We start from the raw sequence: 15,383 nt of genomic DNA, 5'->3' as shown, positions 1-15,383 counted from the left end.
AGTTCCTGGCCCGCCGGGAGGCGGTGGACCGGGTGATGGCGGTCCGGCAGCGCGGCGACCGCACCCAGATCGCGGCCCCCACCCACCCCACCCCACCCCACCCCACCCCGTTGATCATGAAGTTATTGCCATGACACGCCGGCCCAGGGGGCAACAACTTCATGATCACCGGCCCAGAAGGGGGTGGAGGCGCGGTTAGTGGCGGCGGAGGACTACTACGGCTACGTCGTCCTGGATCTTGTTGGGGGCCAGTTCGACAAGCAGGCGGGCGCAGAAGTCGTCCAGGTTGTCGTCCACTGTGGCCGACACCGCAGCCAGCGCGGCCAGCCCCTCGTCGATGGTGGCGTCCCGGCGCTCGATCAGCCCGTCGGTGTAGAACACCAGCGTGGCGCCGGCCGGCAGGACGAACTCCAGGTCGGCCGGTCGGGGCGCGCGGACGCCGAGCAGGGGTGCCGAGTGCTGCACGAATTCGATCGTGCCGTCGCGGTGCAGCAGCGGCGGCAGGTGACCGGCGCTGGCCAGCCGGACCCGCCCGCTCGGCGGGTGCAGCAGCAGGACGCAGAGCGTGGCCAGTTCGTCCGGCAGCAGGGTACGCATCAGCTCGTTGACCCGGTGCAGGATCTCGCCGGGTTGGTGCCCCTCGACGGCGTACGCCCGCACCGCGTGCCGCAGCTCGGCCATCACGGTGGCCGCGTGCAGCGAGTGGCCGGCGACGTCGCCGATCGCCAGCAGGAGGTGGCCGTCGAGCATCACCAGCTCGTAGAAGTCGCCGCCCACCTCGGTCTGGGCGCTGGCGGGCTCGTAGCGCACCGCGAAGTCCAGTCCGGCGACCGTGGGCAGGCTGCGCGGGAGCAGGCTGCGCTGGAGGGTGACGGCGATCCGGTGCTCCTCGTCGAAGGAACGCTGCGCCTCGACCGCCGCCGCCACCGCCTGGGCGAGCTGGACGAGCACCGGAGTCCGGGCGGTCTGGGTGGCGGTGGGGACCACCACGTACAGCGGTGCCCGGTCCTCCCGCAGTCGGGCCGCGGCCACGGTCACGGTGTCGTCTGCGGGCCAGGCGAGCAGCCCCCAGTTTTCCGGGGGTTCCACCCGCACGGTGGCGCCGGTGGGCACTCCGGTGTCGTCGACGATCCACGGCACGATGGCGGCCTCGGCCCCGGGCCCGGCGCAGACACCCGCGATGCAGTCACCGTCGAACGTCTCGGCGATCACGGCGGCGGGGCTCTTGAAGATCTGCGCGGCCCCCTCGGCGGCGACTTCGAGCAGCCGCGCGAAGGTCGATGCGGCGTGCACCGCGACGGTGGTGTCGGCGAGGCCCAGCAGCCGCTCGGCGAGCAGTTCGGCACGCTGGCGGGCCTGGTAGTAGCGCAGGACGGCCCGGGAGGTGGCGATCAGCTCCTCCGGCTCGATCGGCTCGGCCAGGTAGGCGTCCGCGCCTCGGGTCAGCCCCTGTGCCCGGTCGGCGACGTCCACGGCGTGCGCGGAGACGTGGATCACCGGCATCGCGGGGTGCGCCGCCTTGATCCGCTCGCACACCTCGTAGCCGCTCAGGTCGGGTAGCCGGACATCGAGCACCACCAGGTCGATCCGGTCGGTCTCGACCCGGGCAAGCGCCTCGGCGCCGCTCTCCGCTTCGAGCATGGTGTACCCGGCCCGACTGAGCCAACTGACCAGCAGGTAACGCTTGGTACGACTGTCATCGACCACCAGGACGGTCGTCGGCCCGCCGTCCACCGTCACGCTCCGCCTGTGGGCAGGGAGACGGTGAACGTGCTGCCCCGGCCGGGCTCGCTGGCCAGCTCCAACGTGCCACCGAGCAGGGTCACCAGCCGCCGCGCGTACGGCAGGCCGAGACCGGTGCCGCCGACCCGGGTCGCGCCGGGCACCTGGTAGAACTCCTCGAAGATCCGATCTTGCAGCTCGGGCGCAATGCCCGGACCCGTGTCGCTGACCTCGAAGTTCCAGCGGTCGTCGCGGCGTCGGATGCTGAGCCGTACCTCGCCACGTTCGGTGAACTTCAACGCGTTGTGCAGCAGGTTGCGCAGCACCTGACCGAGCAGCACCTCGTCCGTGCGGAGCACGGCCGGCGCGGTCGGCTCCTCGACCGTCAACTCCACCTCGGGCCGGGTGGCCAGCGCCCGCATGGTGCCGCGTAGTTGGCCGAAGACCGGGCGCAGGTCCACGTCCGCCCAGTCCGGCTCGATCCGGCCGGACTCGGCCTTGGCGAGGTCCAGCAGCTCGTTGACCAGCCCGAGCAGATCCTCTGCCGAGGAGCGGATGAGACCGACCTGGCGGACCTGTTCGGTGGTGAGAGGGTCGGAGGAGGAGTCGGCGAGCAGGCGCCCCAGCCCGATGATCGCGGTGACGGGAGCACGCAGCTCATGGCTCACGTTGGCCAGGAACCGGCTCTTCGACTCGCTCGCGGCGCGCAGTTGAGCCGACTTCTCGTCCAGCTCGGCGTAGAGGGCGACCACCCCGCGGTTGGTCTCCTCCAGCTCCTCGGTGAGCTGGTTGTAGAGCGCCAGCACACCACGGTTGGTCTCGGCCAGTTCCTCGTTCAGTACGGCCAGCTCGTCGCGCTGGCTGCGCACCTCGTCGAGTGCCGCGATGAGCTGCCCGTTCTGCACGGTCAGTTCGTCCAGCGCGCTGCCCGGCGCGATGCGACCGAGTTCGGCACGGAACTCGGTCAGCCGCTCCGGGGTCGGGATCGGCGCGCTCGCCGGGACTCTGCGGGACATCCTTACGACCGTAACCTCCTCGACCGTCGTGACGCTCAGACTGTCGACCAGGCGGGACACCGAACCGGACTGCGGCTCGTAGCGGCCGTCGGGTAGCGGGGCCACGGGCGCCAGGTCGGCGCGGAGGTGGAAGCGGCCGTCGGACCCTGCGTCGATGTGAAAGGTGACATCCGCGCCGCCGGTCAGCCGCAGCAGGTCCCGGGCGACCTCACTGAGAGCCGTGGCGATCCGCACCTGATCCTGGTGTTCGAGGCCCACCACGCCGGCCACCTCGCGGCCACGCTGGCGGATGACGAAGATGTCCTGTTCGACGCGCAGCGCCATCTGTAACAGCGGCACCGAGGCCGGATCAACGCTCATGCCCGGACCTCGCCACCAGGACGCAGGCGTCGTCGCGCCGCGTCCCGGCGTCGCGCAGCAGGGTTGCCGCCAGCACCAGCGGGGACCGTTCGACGAGGCCCGGATAGTCGGCCAACCGCCAGCGGTCGACGACGCCGTCGCTGTGCATGACGAGCCGGGAGCCGGGCTCGAACGGGTAGTCGTAGCCGCGCACCGTCGGTCGCTGGTGGCCGGCGATGCCGGGCAGCGAGACGAGCCCCCGGCGCTGGCCGTCACCGTCGACGATCATGCCGGAGATGTTGCCGAGCCCCGCGTAGTGCAGCACGCCGTCCGCCAGTTCGGCGACCGCGAGCGCCGCACCACGGGTGTGCGACATGCTCCGGTGCAGGTGGCTCACCACGGCCGCGGGCGGACCGGCCGGAGCGTTGCGGAAGGCGGCGAGCGCGGCCTCGGTGGCGGCGGCGGCCAACGGGCCGTGCCCCAGACCGTCACTGACGAGCACCTGGTGCCGGCCGTCGGCGAGCCGGACGGCGTACCCGTCACCGCTGACCGTCTCGCCGGTGATGGGACGGGTAAGGCCACCGGCCCAGGACGGTCTCGCGGGTTCGGCCGGCCAGACCTGGACGGCGAAGACGGTCCCCTTGCCGGGCAGGGAGTACCCGTCGAACCAGCTCGCCTGCCGGACGATGGCGCCGAGACCGATGCCGAGCGTGCCGGTGGTGGAGTGGCCGTCCCGGGAGGAGACGGTGAGGTCGGCCATACCGGGCCCGGAGTCGATGGCGATCAGCTCCACGCCGGCCTGCCCGGCGCGGCGGACCGGCCGCAGCAGCAGGACGCCATTGTCAGCGTGCTTGACGAGGTTGCTGGTCAGCTCGGCGGTGACGATGGCCAGGTCCGCGATGCGGGCCGCACCCATCTCGAGCTGCCCGCCGAGGCGTTCCGCGGCGCGTCGTACGGCGCTGGCGGTACTGCCGGCCTCCACCCGGAACCAGATGCCGCTGTCGGTGACCGGGTCCCCGTTCACCGCGACCACTTGGTGACCGTGATCCGGGTGCCGGTCTCCGCCGACGTCTCGATGTCGAACTCGTCGACCAGACGGCGGGACCCGCTGAGGCCGAGGCCGAGGCCGCCGCCGGTGGTGTATCCGTCGGTCAGGGCGAGGTCGAGGTCCGCGATGCCCGGGCCGGAGTCGGCGAAGACGATCCGCAGGCCCTTGCGTCGGCCGTTGTCGACGGTCGTGACCTCCACGGTGCCCCCGCCGCCGTAGACCAGTGTGTTGCGGGCCAGCTCGCTCGCCGCGGTGACCACCTTGGTCTGGTCGACGAGCGACAGCTTGACGGCGACCGCCACCGCACGGACGAGTTGCCGGACGCGGACCACGTCCTCGTCGCTGCGAACCGACTGCGCCTGCGGGTGGCCCAGGTCGATGCCCGTGGTCACGACGTGGCCGTCTCGGCGTCCGGATCGTCGTCGAGCTGGTAGGCGAGCTCGTCGGCGTTGGCCGCCGCGATCAGCTCCATGCCGCGCTCGACGTTCAGCGCGGTACGGATGCCGTTCAGCGACAGCCCCAGTTCGACAAGTGTGATGGCGACGGCGGGCCGCATGCCCACCACGACCGTCTCGGCGTCGAGGACCTTGGAGATCGACGCGATGGTGGAGAGCATCCGACCGACGAACGAGTCGACGATGTCCAGCGCGGTGATGTCGATGATGACGCCGTGGCAGCCGGTGGTCACGATCCGCTCGGCGAGATCGTCCTGGAGCTGGAGCGCCGTCTGGTCGGACATGTCGAGCTGGATGGAGACGAGCAGGATGTCACCGATCTTGAGGATCGGTACGCGTTCCATCAGGCGCCCCGGCGTGACTGACGGCGAGCGGTCTCGACACCGGTGAGCCGCAGCACGTGGCGCAGCGCGTCGGCGAGGCTGGCCTTGGTGGCGATGTCACCGAACTCGATGCCGAGCGCCACGATGGTCTGGGCGATCTGCGGCCGGATGCCGGAGATGATGCAGTCGGCGCCCATCAGCCGGGCGGCCACCACGGTCTTCAGGATGTGCTGGGCGACCTGGGTGTCCACGGCGGGAACGCCGGTGATGTCGATGATCGCGTACGGCGAGCCGGTGTCGACCAGGGTCTCGAGCAACCGCTCCATGACCACCTGGGCTCGGGCGGAGTCCAGGGTGCCGACCAGCGGGACGGCGACAACGCCCTCCCAGAGCTTGACCACCGGGGTGGAGAGTTCGAGCAACTGCTCGGCCTGGTCGGCGATCAGGCTCTCGCGGGTGCGTACGAAGCTCTCGAAGGTGAACAGCCCCAGCTCGTCGATCAGCCTGGAGTAGGCGACGAAGTCGTGCAGCGCGTTGGCGGCCCCGGGCTCCTGGAGCAGCTCGGCCAGCACATCCTTGAGCGCGAAGACGCTGATCGTCGTCTCGGTGGCGGAGAACCCCTGCCGGGCCCGGCCCCGGGACAGCTCGGACAGCGCGGCGCGCAGCTCGCCGGCGCTCTCGGCGGACAGGTCGAAGCTGCCCTGCTCGGCGGCACCGATGATCACCTGGTGTAGATCCCCGACCTGCCGGCGCAGCTCGGCGTGGCTCAGCCGACCCCGTAGCGAATCGGCAACGATGTCGGTCCACCGCCGCGTGACCTGCTCGGCGTGCCCACTCAGCAGCGCGGCGAGCCGACCACTTTCCTCGGCGTTCAACGCCATCGCAAAACCCCCCTCGACCTGGACCGGCCGGACTCTATCACCGGGGCCTGCACAACTACTTGCTCCGTAGCAATGGAATGACCATGACCACCGGTTGCCGGCTCCCGTTCTGCGTACGACCCCGGTCGTGGGATACCGTTCCCCCGATAACAGGAGGTCTGGCGAATGTCCCTGACGGTGCACACGGAACAACGCGGCGACGTGGTCGTCGTGTCGGTCGCGGGCGAGCTGGACATGGCAACCGCACCGCAGTTGCAGGACCAGATCACCGACCTGCTCGACAAGGGCCGCAACCGGCTGGTGTTCGACCTGGCGGACGTCTCGTTCTGCGACTCGACCGGTCTGTCGGTGTTCGTTCGCGCCAAGAACAGCTGTGACGAGGCCGGCGGTGTGGTGCGGTTGGCCGCCCCCCAGCGGGGAGTGCTGCGCATCCTCGAGGTGAGCGGGCTCGTCGAGGTGCTGCACACCTATCCGACGGTGGGCGAGGCCGTCGCCGGCGAACCGACACCGGCGTCCTCCTGACCACCGTCTCGACCTACTCGTCCTCGACGTAGCGGGGACGGGCGATCGCCATGCCCGCAGCCGTCTGCACGGCGAGCGCGGCCAACAGGAACCCGATCGGCGCGGTCCAGCCGCCGGTGATCTCGTAGAGGATGCCGACCGTCAGCGGGCCGAGGGCGGCGATCACGTACCCGGTGCTCTGCGCGAACGCGGAGAGCGCGACGGTCCCCTCGGCGGTGCGCGCGCGCAGGCCGAGGGCAGCCAAGATCATCGGGAACGAGCCCTGGCCGATCGCCAACAGGAACACCCAGAGCAGGGCACCGCCGTGCGGGGCGACCGCCAGGCCCAGGTAGGCCAGAGCCGACGCGACGGACAGCCCGATCACCAGTGGGCGCAGGGTGTCCAGCCGACCGGCCATGGTGGGCATCAGCAGCGCGATCGGCACGCCGAGCGCGGTCACACCGGCCAGCAGCAGTCCGGCCGACTCCGGCCGGTAACCGGCGTCCCGGAACAGTTGGGCCAACCAACCCATGACCGCGTACCCGCTGAGCGACTGCGCTCCGAAGTACACGGCCATCGCCCAGCCCAGGCGCGTCCGCGCCGGCCGCACCCGCGTCGGCACGGCGAAGGCCGTCGGGGCCGCGCGCCGCGCGTCGGCTCGGGTCCGCAGCGCCAGCGGCACCCACGGGAGTACGGCCACTGCGGCGAGCCCCGCCCAGACGCCCAGCCCGGCCCGCCAGGACCCGAAGGCGTGCGCGATCGGCACGGCGGCCGCCGCGGCGACCGAGGTCCCGAGGGTCAACGCCATCGTGTACGCCCCGGTGACCAGGCCGGTGCGGTGCGGGAAGTGCTGCTTGACCAACATCGGCATCAGGACGTTGGCGACCGCGATGCCGGCCAGTGCCAGCGTGCTGGTGAGCACGAAGATCCAGGCGGATTCGGTGACGGCCCGGAGCACCTGGCCGACGGTGAGAGCCAGCATGGCGACCACCAGCACGCGGGCGGGAGCCACCCGACGGACCAACCACGGGGTGAGAGCGCCGAGGCCGGCGAACGCGATGGTCGGCAGGGTAGTGACCAGGCCGGCCATGGCTCCGGAGAATCCCAGCCCGTCGCGGACCTCGTCGAGCAGGGCGCCGAGGCTCGTCACCAGAGTGCGCAGGTTGAGTGCGACCAGCAGCATCGCGACCAGTACAAGCGCGCCACCGGTCGCCGGGCGCGTGCGACGGCCTGCGGGCTCAGGTCCCGAACTGGTGTCGACGACGCCGGGAGGGGGTGGGGCCGGAGCGGCGATGGGTGGCGGGTTCATGACCGTTAACCTATAGTCATGGGATGAATTTGAGGCCGGTGATGTAACCAGTGCCACTCTCGGTCGATTCCCCCTCCACACGACCACCGGTGGCACCCCGCGGCCACCGCATCCGACAGACCATCGAGCAGCTCCGCGCCCGGATCCTGGGCGGGGAGTGGCCGGTCGGTGGGCGCATTCCCACTGAACCCCAACTCGTGGCCGCCCTGGGCGTGGGGCGCAACACGGTCCGCGAGGCGGTCCGTGCCCTGGTGCACGCCGGGGTGCTGGAATGTCGGCAGGGCTCTGGCACGTACGTGGTGTCCACCGACGAACTGGCGCCGGTCGTGGCGCGGCGGCTCGGCGACGACCGGATGGTCGAGGCCGTCGAAGTGCGACGCGCGTTCGAGGTGGAGGCTGCCCGGCTTGCCGCGCTACGACGCACTCCGGCCGACCTGGTGGCGCTCGACGACGCGCTCGCCGACCGCGAGGCGGCCTGGCGCGGCGGCCGGGTCGACGTGTTCATCGAGGCCGACGCGGCGCTGCACGTCGCGGTGGTCGCCGCCGCGCACAACTCGATGCTCGCCGACCTGTACGCCTCGGTCGGCACCGCCCTACACAGCACCCTCGCCCATGTGATGGGCGACGCGCTGACCCCCGAGCGCTATGTCGATCACGCTCGGCTGGTCGAGGCGATCCGGGCCGGCGACCCCGGCCGCGCGGCGATCGAGGCCGGCGCTTTTCTGGAGCTTCCCGCTGGGGCATAGGTTGTCCGCGACGGAAAATCGGACACCTCGGGAGTACGGATGCTCAAGGGCTTCAAAGACTTCATCATGCGCGGCAACGTCGTCGACCTGGCGGTCGGCATCGTGATCGGCGCGGCGTTCACGGGCGTGGTCACCCAGTTGACCAAGTCGTTCCTCGAACCGCTGATCAAGGCACTCGGCGGAGGCACCGGCCTGTCGGCCGGGAGGTGGAAGATCACCGACGGCAACTACGTGGACTGGGCGGCATTCATCAACGCCGTGATCACGTTCCTGCTCACCGCTGCGGTGCTCTACTTCTTCGTGGTGTTCCCGATGAACAAGCTGGCCGAGCGGCGGCAGCGGGGCGAGGAGCCGCCGCCGGCGGCGCCGAGCGAGGAGGTCAAGCTGCTCACCGAGATCCGTGACGCGCTGGTCTCCGCCGGTCACACCACCCCGGGCCAGCAGCGCGGGGCACTGGACGACGTGCTGGGCCGCCGGACGGAACCGCCGACGCAGCGCTGACCCGACCGGATGCACATCGGCCCCTGCGGGAATCCCGCAGGGGCCGCACCTTCTCGTACGTGTGTTCGATAGAGTCCCGCCATGGAGCAGCGGAAGCACTGGTGGAACGGGAAATGGGGGCGGCTGGCCCGGCGGGACGTCTTCCTCCGGGTGGACGCCGATCGGTGGCACGTCGAGCAGCGGGCCGGCGGCGCCGAGGGCATTTCCCGGTTCTACGAGTACGGCAGCGCGGACGAGGCCGAGGAGACCGTCCGGGCGCTGCTCGACGGCACGGACACCTGGCGGGAGCTGTCCCCGCGCCCACCGGGCGGCTGGACTCTCCCCACCAGCTGAGTGCGCGGCTCCGGAGGCGGCGTTTAGTGGCGCGCCGCCCCGGGAACCGCTGAGAGATGGACCAGCAGGACGAGCAGCAGGTGACCATCTCTCGGATCACCACCGGGATGCCGGTGATCGACGTCGCCGGCACCGAGATCGGGACCGTGGACCTGGTCCAGCGGGGCGACCCGAACGCGGTGACGGTGCAGACCCCGACCGCCGACCCGGGCAGCAGCCTGGACGAGCTGATCGAGGCAACGGCGGTCGAGGAGCCGGACGTGCCGGCCGACCTGGCGGCGCGTCTGTTGCACACCGGCTACCTGAAGGTCTCCACCGAGTCGGCCGATGGTGCCGTGTACGTCCCGGCCGACCGGATCGCCGCCGTAGCGGAGGGTCGGGTACGGCTCGCTGTCGGCGTGGCCGACCTGCCAGCCGAGGGGTGAGCCCGTCGCCCTGATCGACACCGGGTCCACGCAAAGTGGGGCGTCACCGCAGCCCGGACACCCCGCCTTTCACGAACCCGAGTGGATCAGGCCGGAAGGCTCGGTCGGGGAAGGCGAGACGGGCCGGGTCGGGCGGCGGCGGAAGAGCAGCAGCATGAGGCAGCCGGCGACCAGCCCCCAGAACGCGCCTCCCACGCCGATCAGCGTCACCCCGGACGCCGTCACCACGAAGGTGACCACGGCGGCCTCCCGGGCCTGGGGGTCGGTCACCGCCGCGGCGAGCGCGGTGGCGAGCGCACCCAGCAGGGCCAGTCCGGCGACGGCCTCGATGAGGATCGGCGGCGCGACCGCGACCAGGGCTGTAGCGACGCCAGCGCCCAGCCCGAGCAGAGCGAGCCCGACGCCGGCGGTGACCGAGGCGACCCACCGGCGCTCCGGGTCCGGATGGGCGTCGGGGCCGGCGGCCAGCGCGGCGGTGATCGCCGCGAGGTTCACGGCGTGTCCGCCGGCGGGAGCGGCCAGCAGGCTGGCCAGCCCGGTGGCTCGCAGCGCGGCGCCGAACGGCGGCCGGTAGCCGTAGCCGACCAGCACCGCCATGCCGGGTACGTTCTGCGCCGCCATCGTGACCAGGAACAGCGGAAGGGCCAGCCCGACGAGCGCCGACGCATTCCAGGCGGGCACGGTCAGGGTGACCGACGGGATCAGCGCGGCACCGCTCAGGCCGGCCGGCGGCGCGGTCAGCGCGATCGCCACCACCGCCACCAGCAGCGCGCCGGGCACCGCCCAGCGGCGGGCGAACCGGTGCAGCAACAGCCAGCCGGCCACCACCGGGCCGGCCACGGTGGGCAGCTCGACGAGCGCCCGGACCGGGGCGGTGCACAGTGGCAGCAGCACTCCGGCGAGCATCGCGCCGGCGACCGGCTTGGGGATGGCGGCCACCGCCCGGCTCAGCGGTGGGAAGAGACCGGCCGCGACGATCAGCAGCCCGGAGACGAGGAAGGCGCCCACCGCGACCGGCCACCCTCCGGGCGGCGGCCCGGTCGCCACCAGCAGGGCCGCGCCCGGCGTCGACCAGGCGACGCTCATCGGGATACGGTGCCGCCAGCCCAGCCAGGCGGCGGCGAGCCCGCACGTCACGCAGAGGGCCAGCAACCCGGAGGCCGCCTGCGCGTCCGACGCGCCGACCGCGCGGAGCCCAGCCAGCACGACGGTGAACGAACTGGCGAAGCCGACCAGCGCGGTCACCACGCCGGCCAGCACCGGTTGCGAGCGCCCGCCCATGCCACCACCTTCCGAGCGTTCCGTTTACGGAACGACAGCGTGTAGCACGATAGCCCGATGCCGCAGCAACCACCAGCGGGCCGACCGGGCCTCGACGTGGACCCCGCCGTCGTCGGTCGGCGCGTACGCGCCCTGCGCGAGGAGCGGGAGATCTCGCTGTCCACACTGGCCCGGCGCGCCGGCATCGGAAAGGCGACCCTGTCCGGCCTGGAGAACGGCACCCGCAACCCGACCCTGGAGACGCTCTGGGCGGTCACGGCGCAGCTCGGCGTACCGTTCACCGCCCTGCTCGCCGATCCGGCACCCGGGCCCGTCGCGCACGGCACCGCCGTCACCGCCACCCTGCTGGAGGTGTTCACCGACACCGACGCGACCTACGAGCTGTACCGGATGCGCGTCGCGCCGGGCGTCGTGCAGACCTCCCCCGCCCACCAGCCGGGCGTCACCGAACACATCACCGTCTTCGCCGGGGTGCTGCGGGCCGGCCCGGCCGACGCGCCACTGACCGCCCCGGCCGGCGATCACCTCCGCTGGGTCTCCGACGTGCCGCACACGTACGCGGCGGTGGGCGACGAGGAGGTCGCCGCGAGCCTGCTGCTGCGCTACCCCCGCCGCTGAGCCCGGCTCAGTCCACCGGGGCGGGGACCGGCAACCGCCGACGTACCGCCCAGAGCGCCACCTCGGTCCGCGACGCCGAACCGGTCTTGCGCAGCAGGTTCGACACGTGCACGGTCACCGTGCGGACCGAGATGCCCAGCGCCTTCGCGACCTGCTTGTTCGACATCCCGTTGACCAGGCAGCCCAGCACCTCGACCTCCCGGGCGGTCAACTCGACATCGACCGCCGCCGCCGGGCCGAGGGGCGTACGCGGTCCGGGTAACCGCCGCAGCAACGCGTCCGGCCCCTCCCCGGCGTACGCGGCCAGCAGCTCGGTCAACGCGTACGGGTTGCCGCCGGTGTGTCGCCAGACCGAGGTGACCAGCCGTTCCGACGGACCGTCGTCCGCGTACACCTGGGTCAGCACCTCGGCGACCTCGGCCGGGCGCAGCGGGCCGAGGTGTTGACGGACGACGCCGCGTACCCCGCACAGGCGCGCCAACGCGCGGCGGGTGAGGTCCGGGGCCACCGCGTCGGCGGCGGGCCGGCTGGCGACGACCAGCAGCGCCGGCAGCTCGGCCACGGTGGCCAGCTCACCGACCAGGTTGACGCTGGCCGGGTCGAGCGCGTGCAGGTCGTCCACGACCAGCACGGCCGGGCCGGTGCCCACCAGCAACTGGACGGTACGGACGGCGAGACGCAGCAGGGTGCCCGGGGCGTACCGCTCGCGGGGCGCGGTGGGCTGCTGGGCGAGCCACGCCAGCGCGTCGGCCGGCAGGGCGAGCGATCCGGTGTCGCGGCCGGTGAGCACCGCCGCCAACCAGTCGTACGGGGCTGGGCCGTGCACCCGGGCGGCTCCCGAGAGCACCACTGCCGGACGCGGAGTGAAGGCGTCCACCGCGGCGGCTACCAGCAAACTCTTGCCCACGCCGGCCGCGCCGGTGAGCACCGCGACGGTCGGCGCGCGGCGCTCGGCGGCCGCCACGGCGGACCACGCCCGGTCGAGCTCGGCGAGCTCGCCGGCGCGTCCGACCATGGACACCGGCATCATTTCTCAACCCTACGCAGTAGTGCGTAGAGACGAAGGCGGGGTGTTCTTGGCAAGCTGGCACCATGACGCTGATCCTCCGCTCGGCCATCCTCAACGACATCGGCCTGGTCCGCACCAACAACGAGGACTCGGCCCTCGCCGGTGACCGCCTGATCGCCGTCGCCGACGGCATGGGTGGCCTGCCCGCGGGCGAGGTGGCGAGCGAGATCGTGATCCGCATCCTCGACGAGCTGACGCCGCCCACCGACCCGGACGAGGCCGCAGACGCGCTCCGTGCCGTGGTGAGCACCGCCAACCAGCGCATCCACGCCGCCATCACCGTCGACCCGGCGCGCGAGGGGATGGGCACCACGCTCACCGCCGCGCTGCTGGCCACCGAGACGCTGGTGCTGGCCCAGGTCGGCGACTCCCGCTGCTACCTGCTGCGCGACGGGGAGCTGACCCAGCTCACCCGTGACGACACGTTCGTGCAGGCGCTCGTCGACCAGGGCACCCTCTCCCCCGACCAGGCCCGGCACCACCCGCAGCGCTCCCTGGTGACCCGGGCCGTGCAGGGCGCGGACACCCCACCGGCGGTCGGCGTCCTCACCGTGGTCCCCGGCGACCGGCTGCTGCTGTGCAGCGACGGGCTCTCCGACTACGTCGAGGAGAACGACATCGCGGCGGCGCTGGGCATGTACTCCGACCGGCAGCAGTGCGGCGAGCAGTTGGTGAAGCTGGCTCACCACGCCGGCGCTCCCGACAACGTCACGGTCGTCGTCTCGGACGTCACCACCCGCTGACCCGATCCGGCCAATCCGGTTGCTCCGCTCATCTCGGCGGGTTGAGATGAGCGGATGACCATCCGCCGGGTGTCCGCCGAGGACCGCCTCACCACCAGCTTCCCGCTGGCCGCTTACGCGTTCGAGTCGTCACCGCTGGGGGCCGCCCGGGTCGAGCAGTTCCGCGACTACCTGCCCTACAGCGAGGGCAACACGACGCTCATCGTCGAGGAGGGCGGCGACACGCTCGCCGCCGCCTCGGCCATCCCGATGCGGCAGAACCTGCGGGGCGTGGTGCTGCCGATGGCCGGCGTCGCCGGGGTGGCCACCCATCCGCTGGCCCGCCGCCAGGGGCACGTACGGACGCTGCTGCACCAGCTACTCGACGAGATGCGCGACGAGGGGCACACGGTCAGCGCGCTCTACCCGTTCCGGCCCAGCTTCTACGCCCGGTTCGGCTACGTGGGGCTGCCCAAGCCGCGCACGGTCACCTTCACCCCTGCCGACCTGGGGCCGCTGCTGCGTGCCGAACTCCCCGGCGAGGTGGGCTGGGAGCGGATCGGGGCGGGCTACCCGACGTGGCGCGCGTTCACCGAGCGCTGCCTGCGGGACCGGCACGGCTTCTCGCTGTTCCCGGACTACCGGGCGGTCGGGTTGCGCGACCGCGACGAGCACTGGCTGCTCACCGCCCGGGTGGACGGCGAGGTGACCGGCGCGCTCACCTACCGGATCGACGAGCACGGCGGCACGTTGCACGGCAGCGAACTGCTCGCCACCGACCCGCTCGCCCGGACGCTGCTGCTGCAGTTCCTCGCCCGGCACGTCGACCAAATCGAACGGGTGAGCGTCCAGGTCCCGCCGGACGAGCTGCCCGAGCTGTGGCTCACCGACCTGGACGTACACGTCGAGGCGCGGGCGGGCCGTCCCGGTTCGTCGGCGCCGATGGCCCGGCTCCTGTCGCTGGACGCGCTGCACGGGCTGCCCGTCGGGGCGGGCCGGGTCCAGGTCGAGCTGACCGGGGACCGCTGGCTCGCCGGCACGCACCTGCTGGACGGCACGACCGGCATCCTCGAGGTCGTTGCCGGCGACAGCGGCCCGGCGCCCACCACCACGCTCAGCGCGGCGGGACTCTCCGCCCTGGCGTACGGGGTGCTGGACCCGTCGGAGCTGCCGTTGCGGGGGCTGGGCGACGTCCCGGTCGACGCGGCCGCCGAGCTGCGCGGCATCTTCCCGCGCGCGGTGCCGTACCTCTTCGCCGACTTCTGAGCACGGTTTGCCGTCCCCACCCGAGCGGGTACGGTTCCCGGAATGCCGGAGTGGTTACAGGCGGGTGGATGGGGACTGCTGGCCGGGTCGGCGCTGCTGATCGGTGCGGCGGTCGGCTGGTTCGCGCGGGTGCCCCAACGGCTCATCGCGTCGGTCATGGCGTTCGGCGCGGGCGTGCTGCTCTCCGCCGTCTCGTACGAGCTGATCGAGGTCGCGCACGACCAGGGCGGATTGCTGCCCACGGTGATCGGCGCGGCCGGCGGCGCGGGCGCGTACACCCTCGCCAACGTGGCCCTGGCCCGGCGCGGCGCGCGGAACCGTAAGCGCTCGGGTGGTCAGCAGCCGTCCGAGGGTGAGCACCCCGGGTCCGGGTCGGCCATCGCCGTGGGGGCGCTCCTGGACGGCGTACCCGAATCGGTCGTGATCGGCGCGAGCCTGCTGGCCGGCGGCGCGGTCAGCCTGGTCACGGTCGTGGCGGTGTTCCTCAGCAACATCCCGGAGGGGCTGTCCAGCGCGGCGGGCATGCGCCAGGCCGGCCGGACCCGACGGTACGTGTTCCTGTTGTGGACCGGGATCGCACTGATCAGCGGACTGGCCGCGCTGGTCGGCAACACGCTGCTCGGCGGCGCGCCACCGGAGGTGCTGGCCGCCATCACCGCGCTGGCCGCCGGAGCGATCCTCGCCATGATCACCGACACGATGGTTCCGGAGGCGTTCGAGGACGCCCACCTGCTCGTCGGTCTCATCACGGTCGCCGGCTTCCTGACCGCGTTCGCCCTCTCCCACGCCTGACCGGCCATCCCGGCGGACCGCCGTTGCTTAGCGGCG

At 72.3% G+C, this 15,383-nt stretch carries 18 protein-coding genes; 9 read left to right on the top strand and 9 right to left on the bottom strand.

Annotation, left to right across the window (positions count from 1 at the left end; all coding sequences use genetic code 11):
- Positions 1 to 195: 195 nt before the first annotated feature.
- Genes ABZU91_RS29530 through ABZU91_RS29505 form a run of 6 tightly spaced genes read right to left on the bottom strand, consistent with a single transcriptional unit; the run spans position 196 to position 5,784 of the window.
- Positions 196 to 1,734 carry a SpoIIE family protein phosphatase gene (locus tag ABZU91_RS29530; protein ID WP_355247473.1) on the bottom strand — a complete coding sequence of 513 codons (1,539 nt, stop codon included), beginning with the start codon at positions 1,732 to 1,734 and terminating at the stop codon, positions 196 to 198.
- Between the two features lie 2 nt (positions 1,735 to 1,736).
- Complete coding sequence (locus ABZU91_RS29525) at positions 1,737 to 3,098, bottom strand: sensor histidine kinase (protein WP_355247464.1); 1,362 nt, start codon at positions 3,096 to 3,098, stop codon at positions 1,737 to 1,739.
- Entirely contained in the window at positions 3,088 to 4,110 is a 1,023-nt protein-coding gene (locus tag ABZU91_RS29520) for a SpoIIE family protein phosphatase (protein WP_355247461.1), read from the bottom strand. The genes ABZU91_RS29525 and ABZU91_RS29520 overlap by 11 nt, the downstream gene beginning before the upstream one ends.
- A complete protein-coding gene (locus ABZU91_RS29515; protein ID WP_355247458.1) occupies positions 4,098 to 4,517 on the bottom strand; it encodes an anti-sigma regulatory factor in 420 nt (139 codons plus the stop codon). Before ABZU91_RS29515 ends, ABZU91_RS29520 begins: the two co-directional genes overlap by 13 nt.
- Entirely contained in the window at positions 4,514 to 4,924 is a 411-nt protein-coding gene (locus ABZU91_RS29510) for an STAS domain-containing protein (RefSeq protein WP_355247455.1), read from the bottom strand. The genes ABZU91_RS29515 and ABZU91_RS29510 overlap by 4 nt, the downstream gene beginning before the upstream one ends.
- The gene (locus ABZU91_RS29505) at positions 4,924 to 5,784 is read right to left on the bottom strand and encodes an STAS domain-containing protein (RefSeq protein WP_355247453.1); all 861 of its coding nucleotides are present in this window, start codon (positions 5,782 to 5,784) and stop codon (positions 4,924 to 4,926) included. The genes ABZU91_RS29510 and ABZU91_RS29505 overlap by 1 nt, the downstream gene beginning before the upstream one ends.
- A 165-nt stretch (positions 5,785 to 5,949) precedes the next feature.
- On the opposite strand from ABZU91_RS29505, the gene ABZU91_RS29500 reads away from it, so the two are divergent.
- On the top strand, positions 5,950 to 6,306 hold the full coding sequence (locus ABZU91_RS29500; RefSeq protein WP_355247450.1) for an STAS domain-containing protein: 357 nt from the start codon (positions 5,950 to 5,952) through the stop codon (positions 6,304 to 6,306).
- A gap of 13 nt (positions 6,307 to 6,319) precedes the next feature.
- Here ABZU91_RS29500 and ABZU91_RS29495 read toward each other — a convergent pair whose 3' ends face one another.
- Positions 6,320 to 7,594 (bottom strand): MFS transporter, encoded by a 1,275-nt coding sequence (locus ABZU91_RS29495; RefSeq protein ID WP_355247447.1) that lies wholly within the window; start codon positions 7,592 to 7,594, stop codon positions 6,320 to 6,322.
- A gap of 50 nt (positions 7,595 to 7,644) precedes the next feature.
- Between ABZU91_RS29495 and ABZU91_RS29490 the strand changes: the two genes are divergently transcribed.
- The 4 genes from ABZU91_RS29490 to ABZU91_RS29475 all read left to right on the top strand — a co-directional run bounded on the left by ABZU91_RS29490 (position 7,645) and on the right by ABZU91_RS29475 (position 9,599).
- Positions 7,645 to 8,340: an FCD domain-containing protein gene (locus ABZU91_RS29490; protein ID WP_355247443.1), complete on the top strand. Its 696-nt coding sequence runs from the start codon at positions 7,645 to 7,647 to the stop codon at positions 8,338 to 8,340.
- A gap of 39 nt (positions 8,341 to 8,379) precedes the next feature.
- Positions 8,380 to 8,841: a large conductance mechanosensitive channel protein MscL gene (mscL, locus tag ABZU91_RS29485; protein WP_355247440.1), complete on the top strand. Its 462-nt coding sequence runs from the start codon at positions 8,380 to 8,382 to the stop codon at positions 8,839 to 8,841.
- Positions 8,842 to 8,922: 81 nt separating this feature from the next.
- On the top strand, positions 8,923 to 9,174 hold the full coding sequence (locus tag ABZU91_RS29480; RefSeq protein ID WP_355247437.1) for a hypothetical protein: 252 nt from the start codon (positions 8,923 to 8,925) through the stop codon (positions 9,172 to 9,174).
- Between the two features lie 56 nt (positions 9,175 to 9,230).
- Positions 9,231 to 9,599, top strand: a complete 369-nt coding sequence (locus ABZU91_RS29475; protein WP_355247434.1) for a hypothetical protein — start codon at positions 9,231 to 9,233, stop codon at positions 9,597 to 9,599.
- A 69-nt stretch (positions 9,600 to 9,668) separates the two neighbouring features.
- Here ABZU91_RS29475 and ABZU91_RS29470 read toward each other — a convergent pair whose 3' ends face one another.
- Positions 9,669 to 10,880 (bottom strand): benzoate/H(+) symporter BenE family transporter, encoded by a 1,212-nt coding sequence (locus ABZU91_RS29470; protein ID WP_355247431.1) that lies wholly within the window; start codon positions 10,878 to 10,880, stop codon positions 9,669 to 9,671.
- Positions 10,881 to 10,937: 57 nt separating this feature from the next.
- Here ABZU91_RS29470 and ABZU91_RS29465 point away from each other — a divergent pair, with 57 nt between their 5' ends.
- The gene (locus ABZU91_RS29465) at positions 10,938 to 11,498 is read left to right on the top strand and encodes an XRE family transcriptional regulator (RefSeq protein WP_355247428.1); all 561 of its coding nucleotides are present in this window, start codon (positions 10,938 to 10,940) and stop codon (positions 11,496 to 11,498) included.
- A 7-nt stretch (positions 11,499 to 11,505) separates the two neighbouring features.
- Here ABZU91_RS29465 and ABZU91_RS29460 read toward each other — a convergent pair whose 3' ends face one another.
- Positions 11,506 to 12,528, bottom strand: coding sequence for an AAA family ATPase (locus tag ABZU91_RS29460; protein WP_355247425.1), 1,023 nt, complete (start codon positions 12,526 to 12,528; stop codon positions 11,506 to 11,508).
- Positions 12,529 to 12,590: 62 nt separating this feature from the next.
- Here ABZU91_RS29460 and ABZU91_RS29455 point away from each other — a divergent pair, with 62 nt between their 5' ends.
- The 3 genes from ABZU91_RS29455 to ABZU91_RS29445 are packed head-to-tail and all read left to right on the top strand — an operon-like array spanning position 12,591 to position 15,347.
- Complete coding sequence (locus ABZU91_RS29455) at positions 12,591 to 13,310, top strand: protein phosphatase 2C domain-containing protein (protein WP_355247422.1); 720 nt, start codon at positions 12,591 to 12,593, stop codon at positions 13,308 to 13,310.
- A gap of 54 nt (positions 13,311 to 13,364) precedes the next feature.
- Positions 13,365 to 14,555: a GNAT family N-acetyltransferase gene (locus ABZU91_RS29450; RefSeq protein ID WP_355247419.1), complete on the top strand. Its 1,191-nt coding sequence runs from the start codon at positions 13,365 to 13,367 to the stop codon at positions 14,553 to 14,555.
- A 42-nt stretch (positions 14,556 to 14,597) separates the two neighbouring features.
- Complete coding sequence (locus tag ABZU91_RS29445; RefSeq protein ID WP_355247416.1) at positions 14,598 to 15,347, top strand: ZIP family zinc transporter; 750 nt, start codon at positions 14,598 to 14,600, stop codon at positions 15,345 to 15,347.
- The last annotated feature ends 36 nt before the right edge of the window (positions 15,348 to 15,383 follow it).

Source organism: Micromonospora sp. NPDC005174, from assembly GCF_040608495.1.
Lineage (GTDB): Bacteria > Actinomycetota > Actinomycetes > Mycobacteriales > Micromonosporaceae > Micromonospora.
The sequence above is the reverse complement of the archived record's forward strand: the minus strand, read 5'-3'. Positions and strand labels throughout refer to the sequence as shown.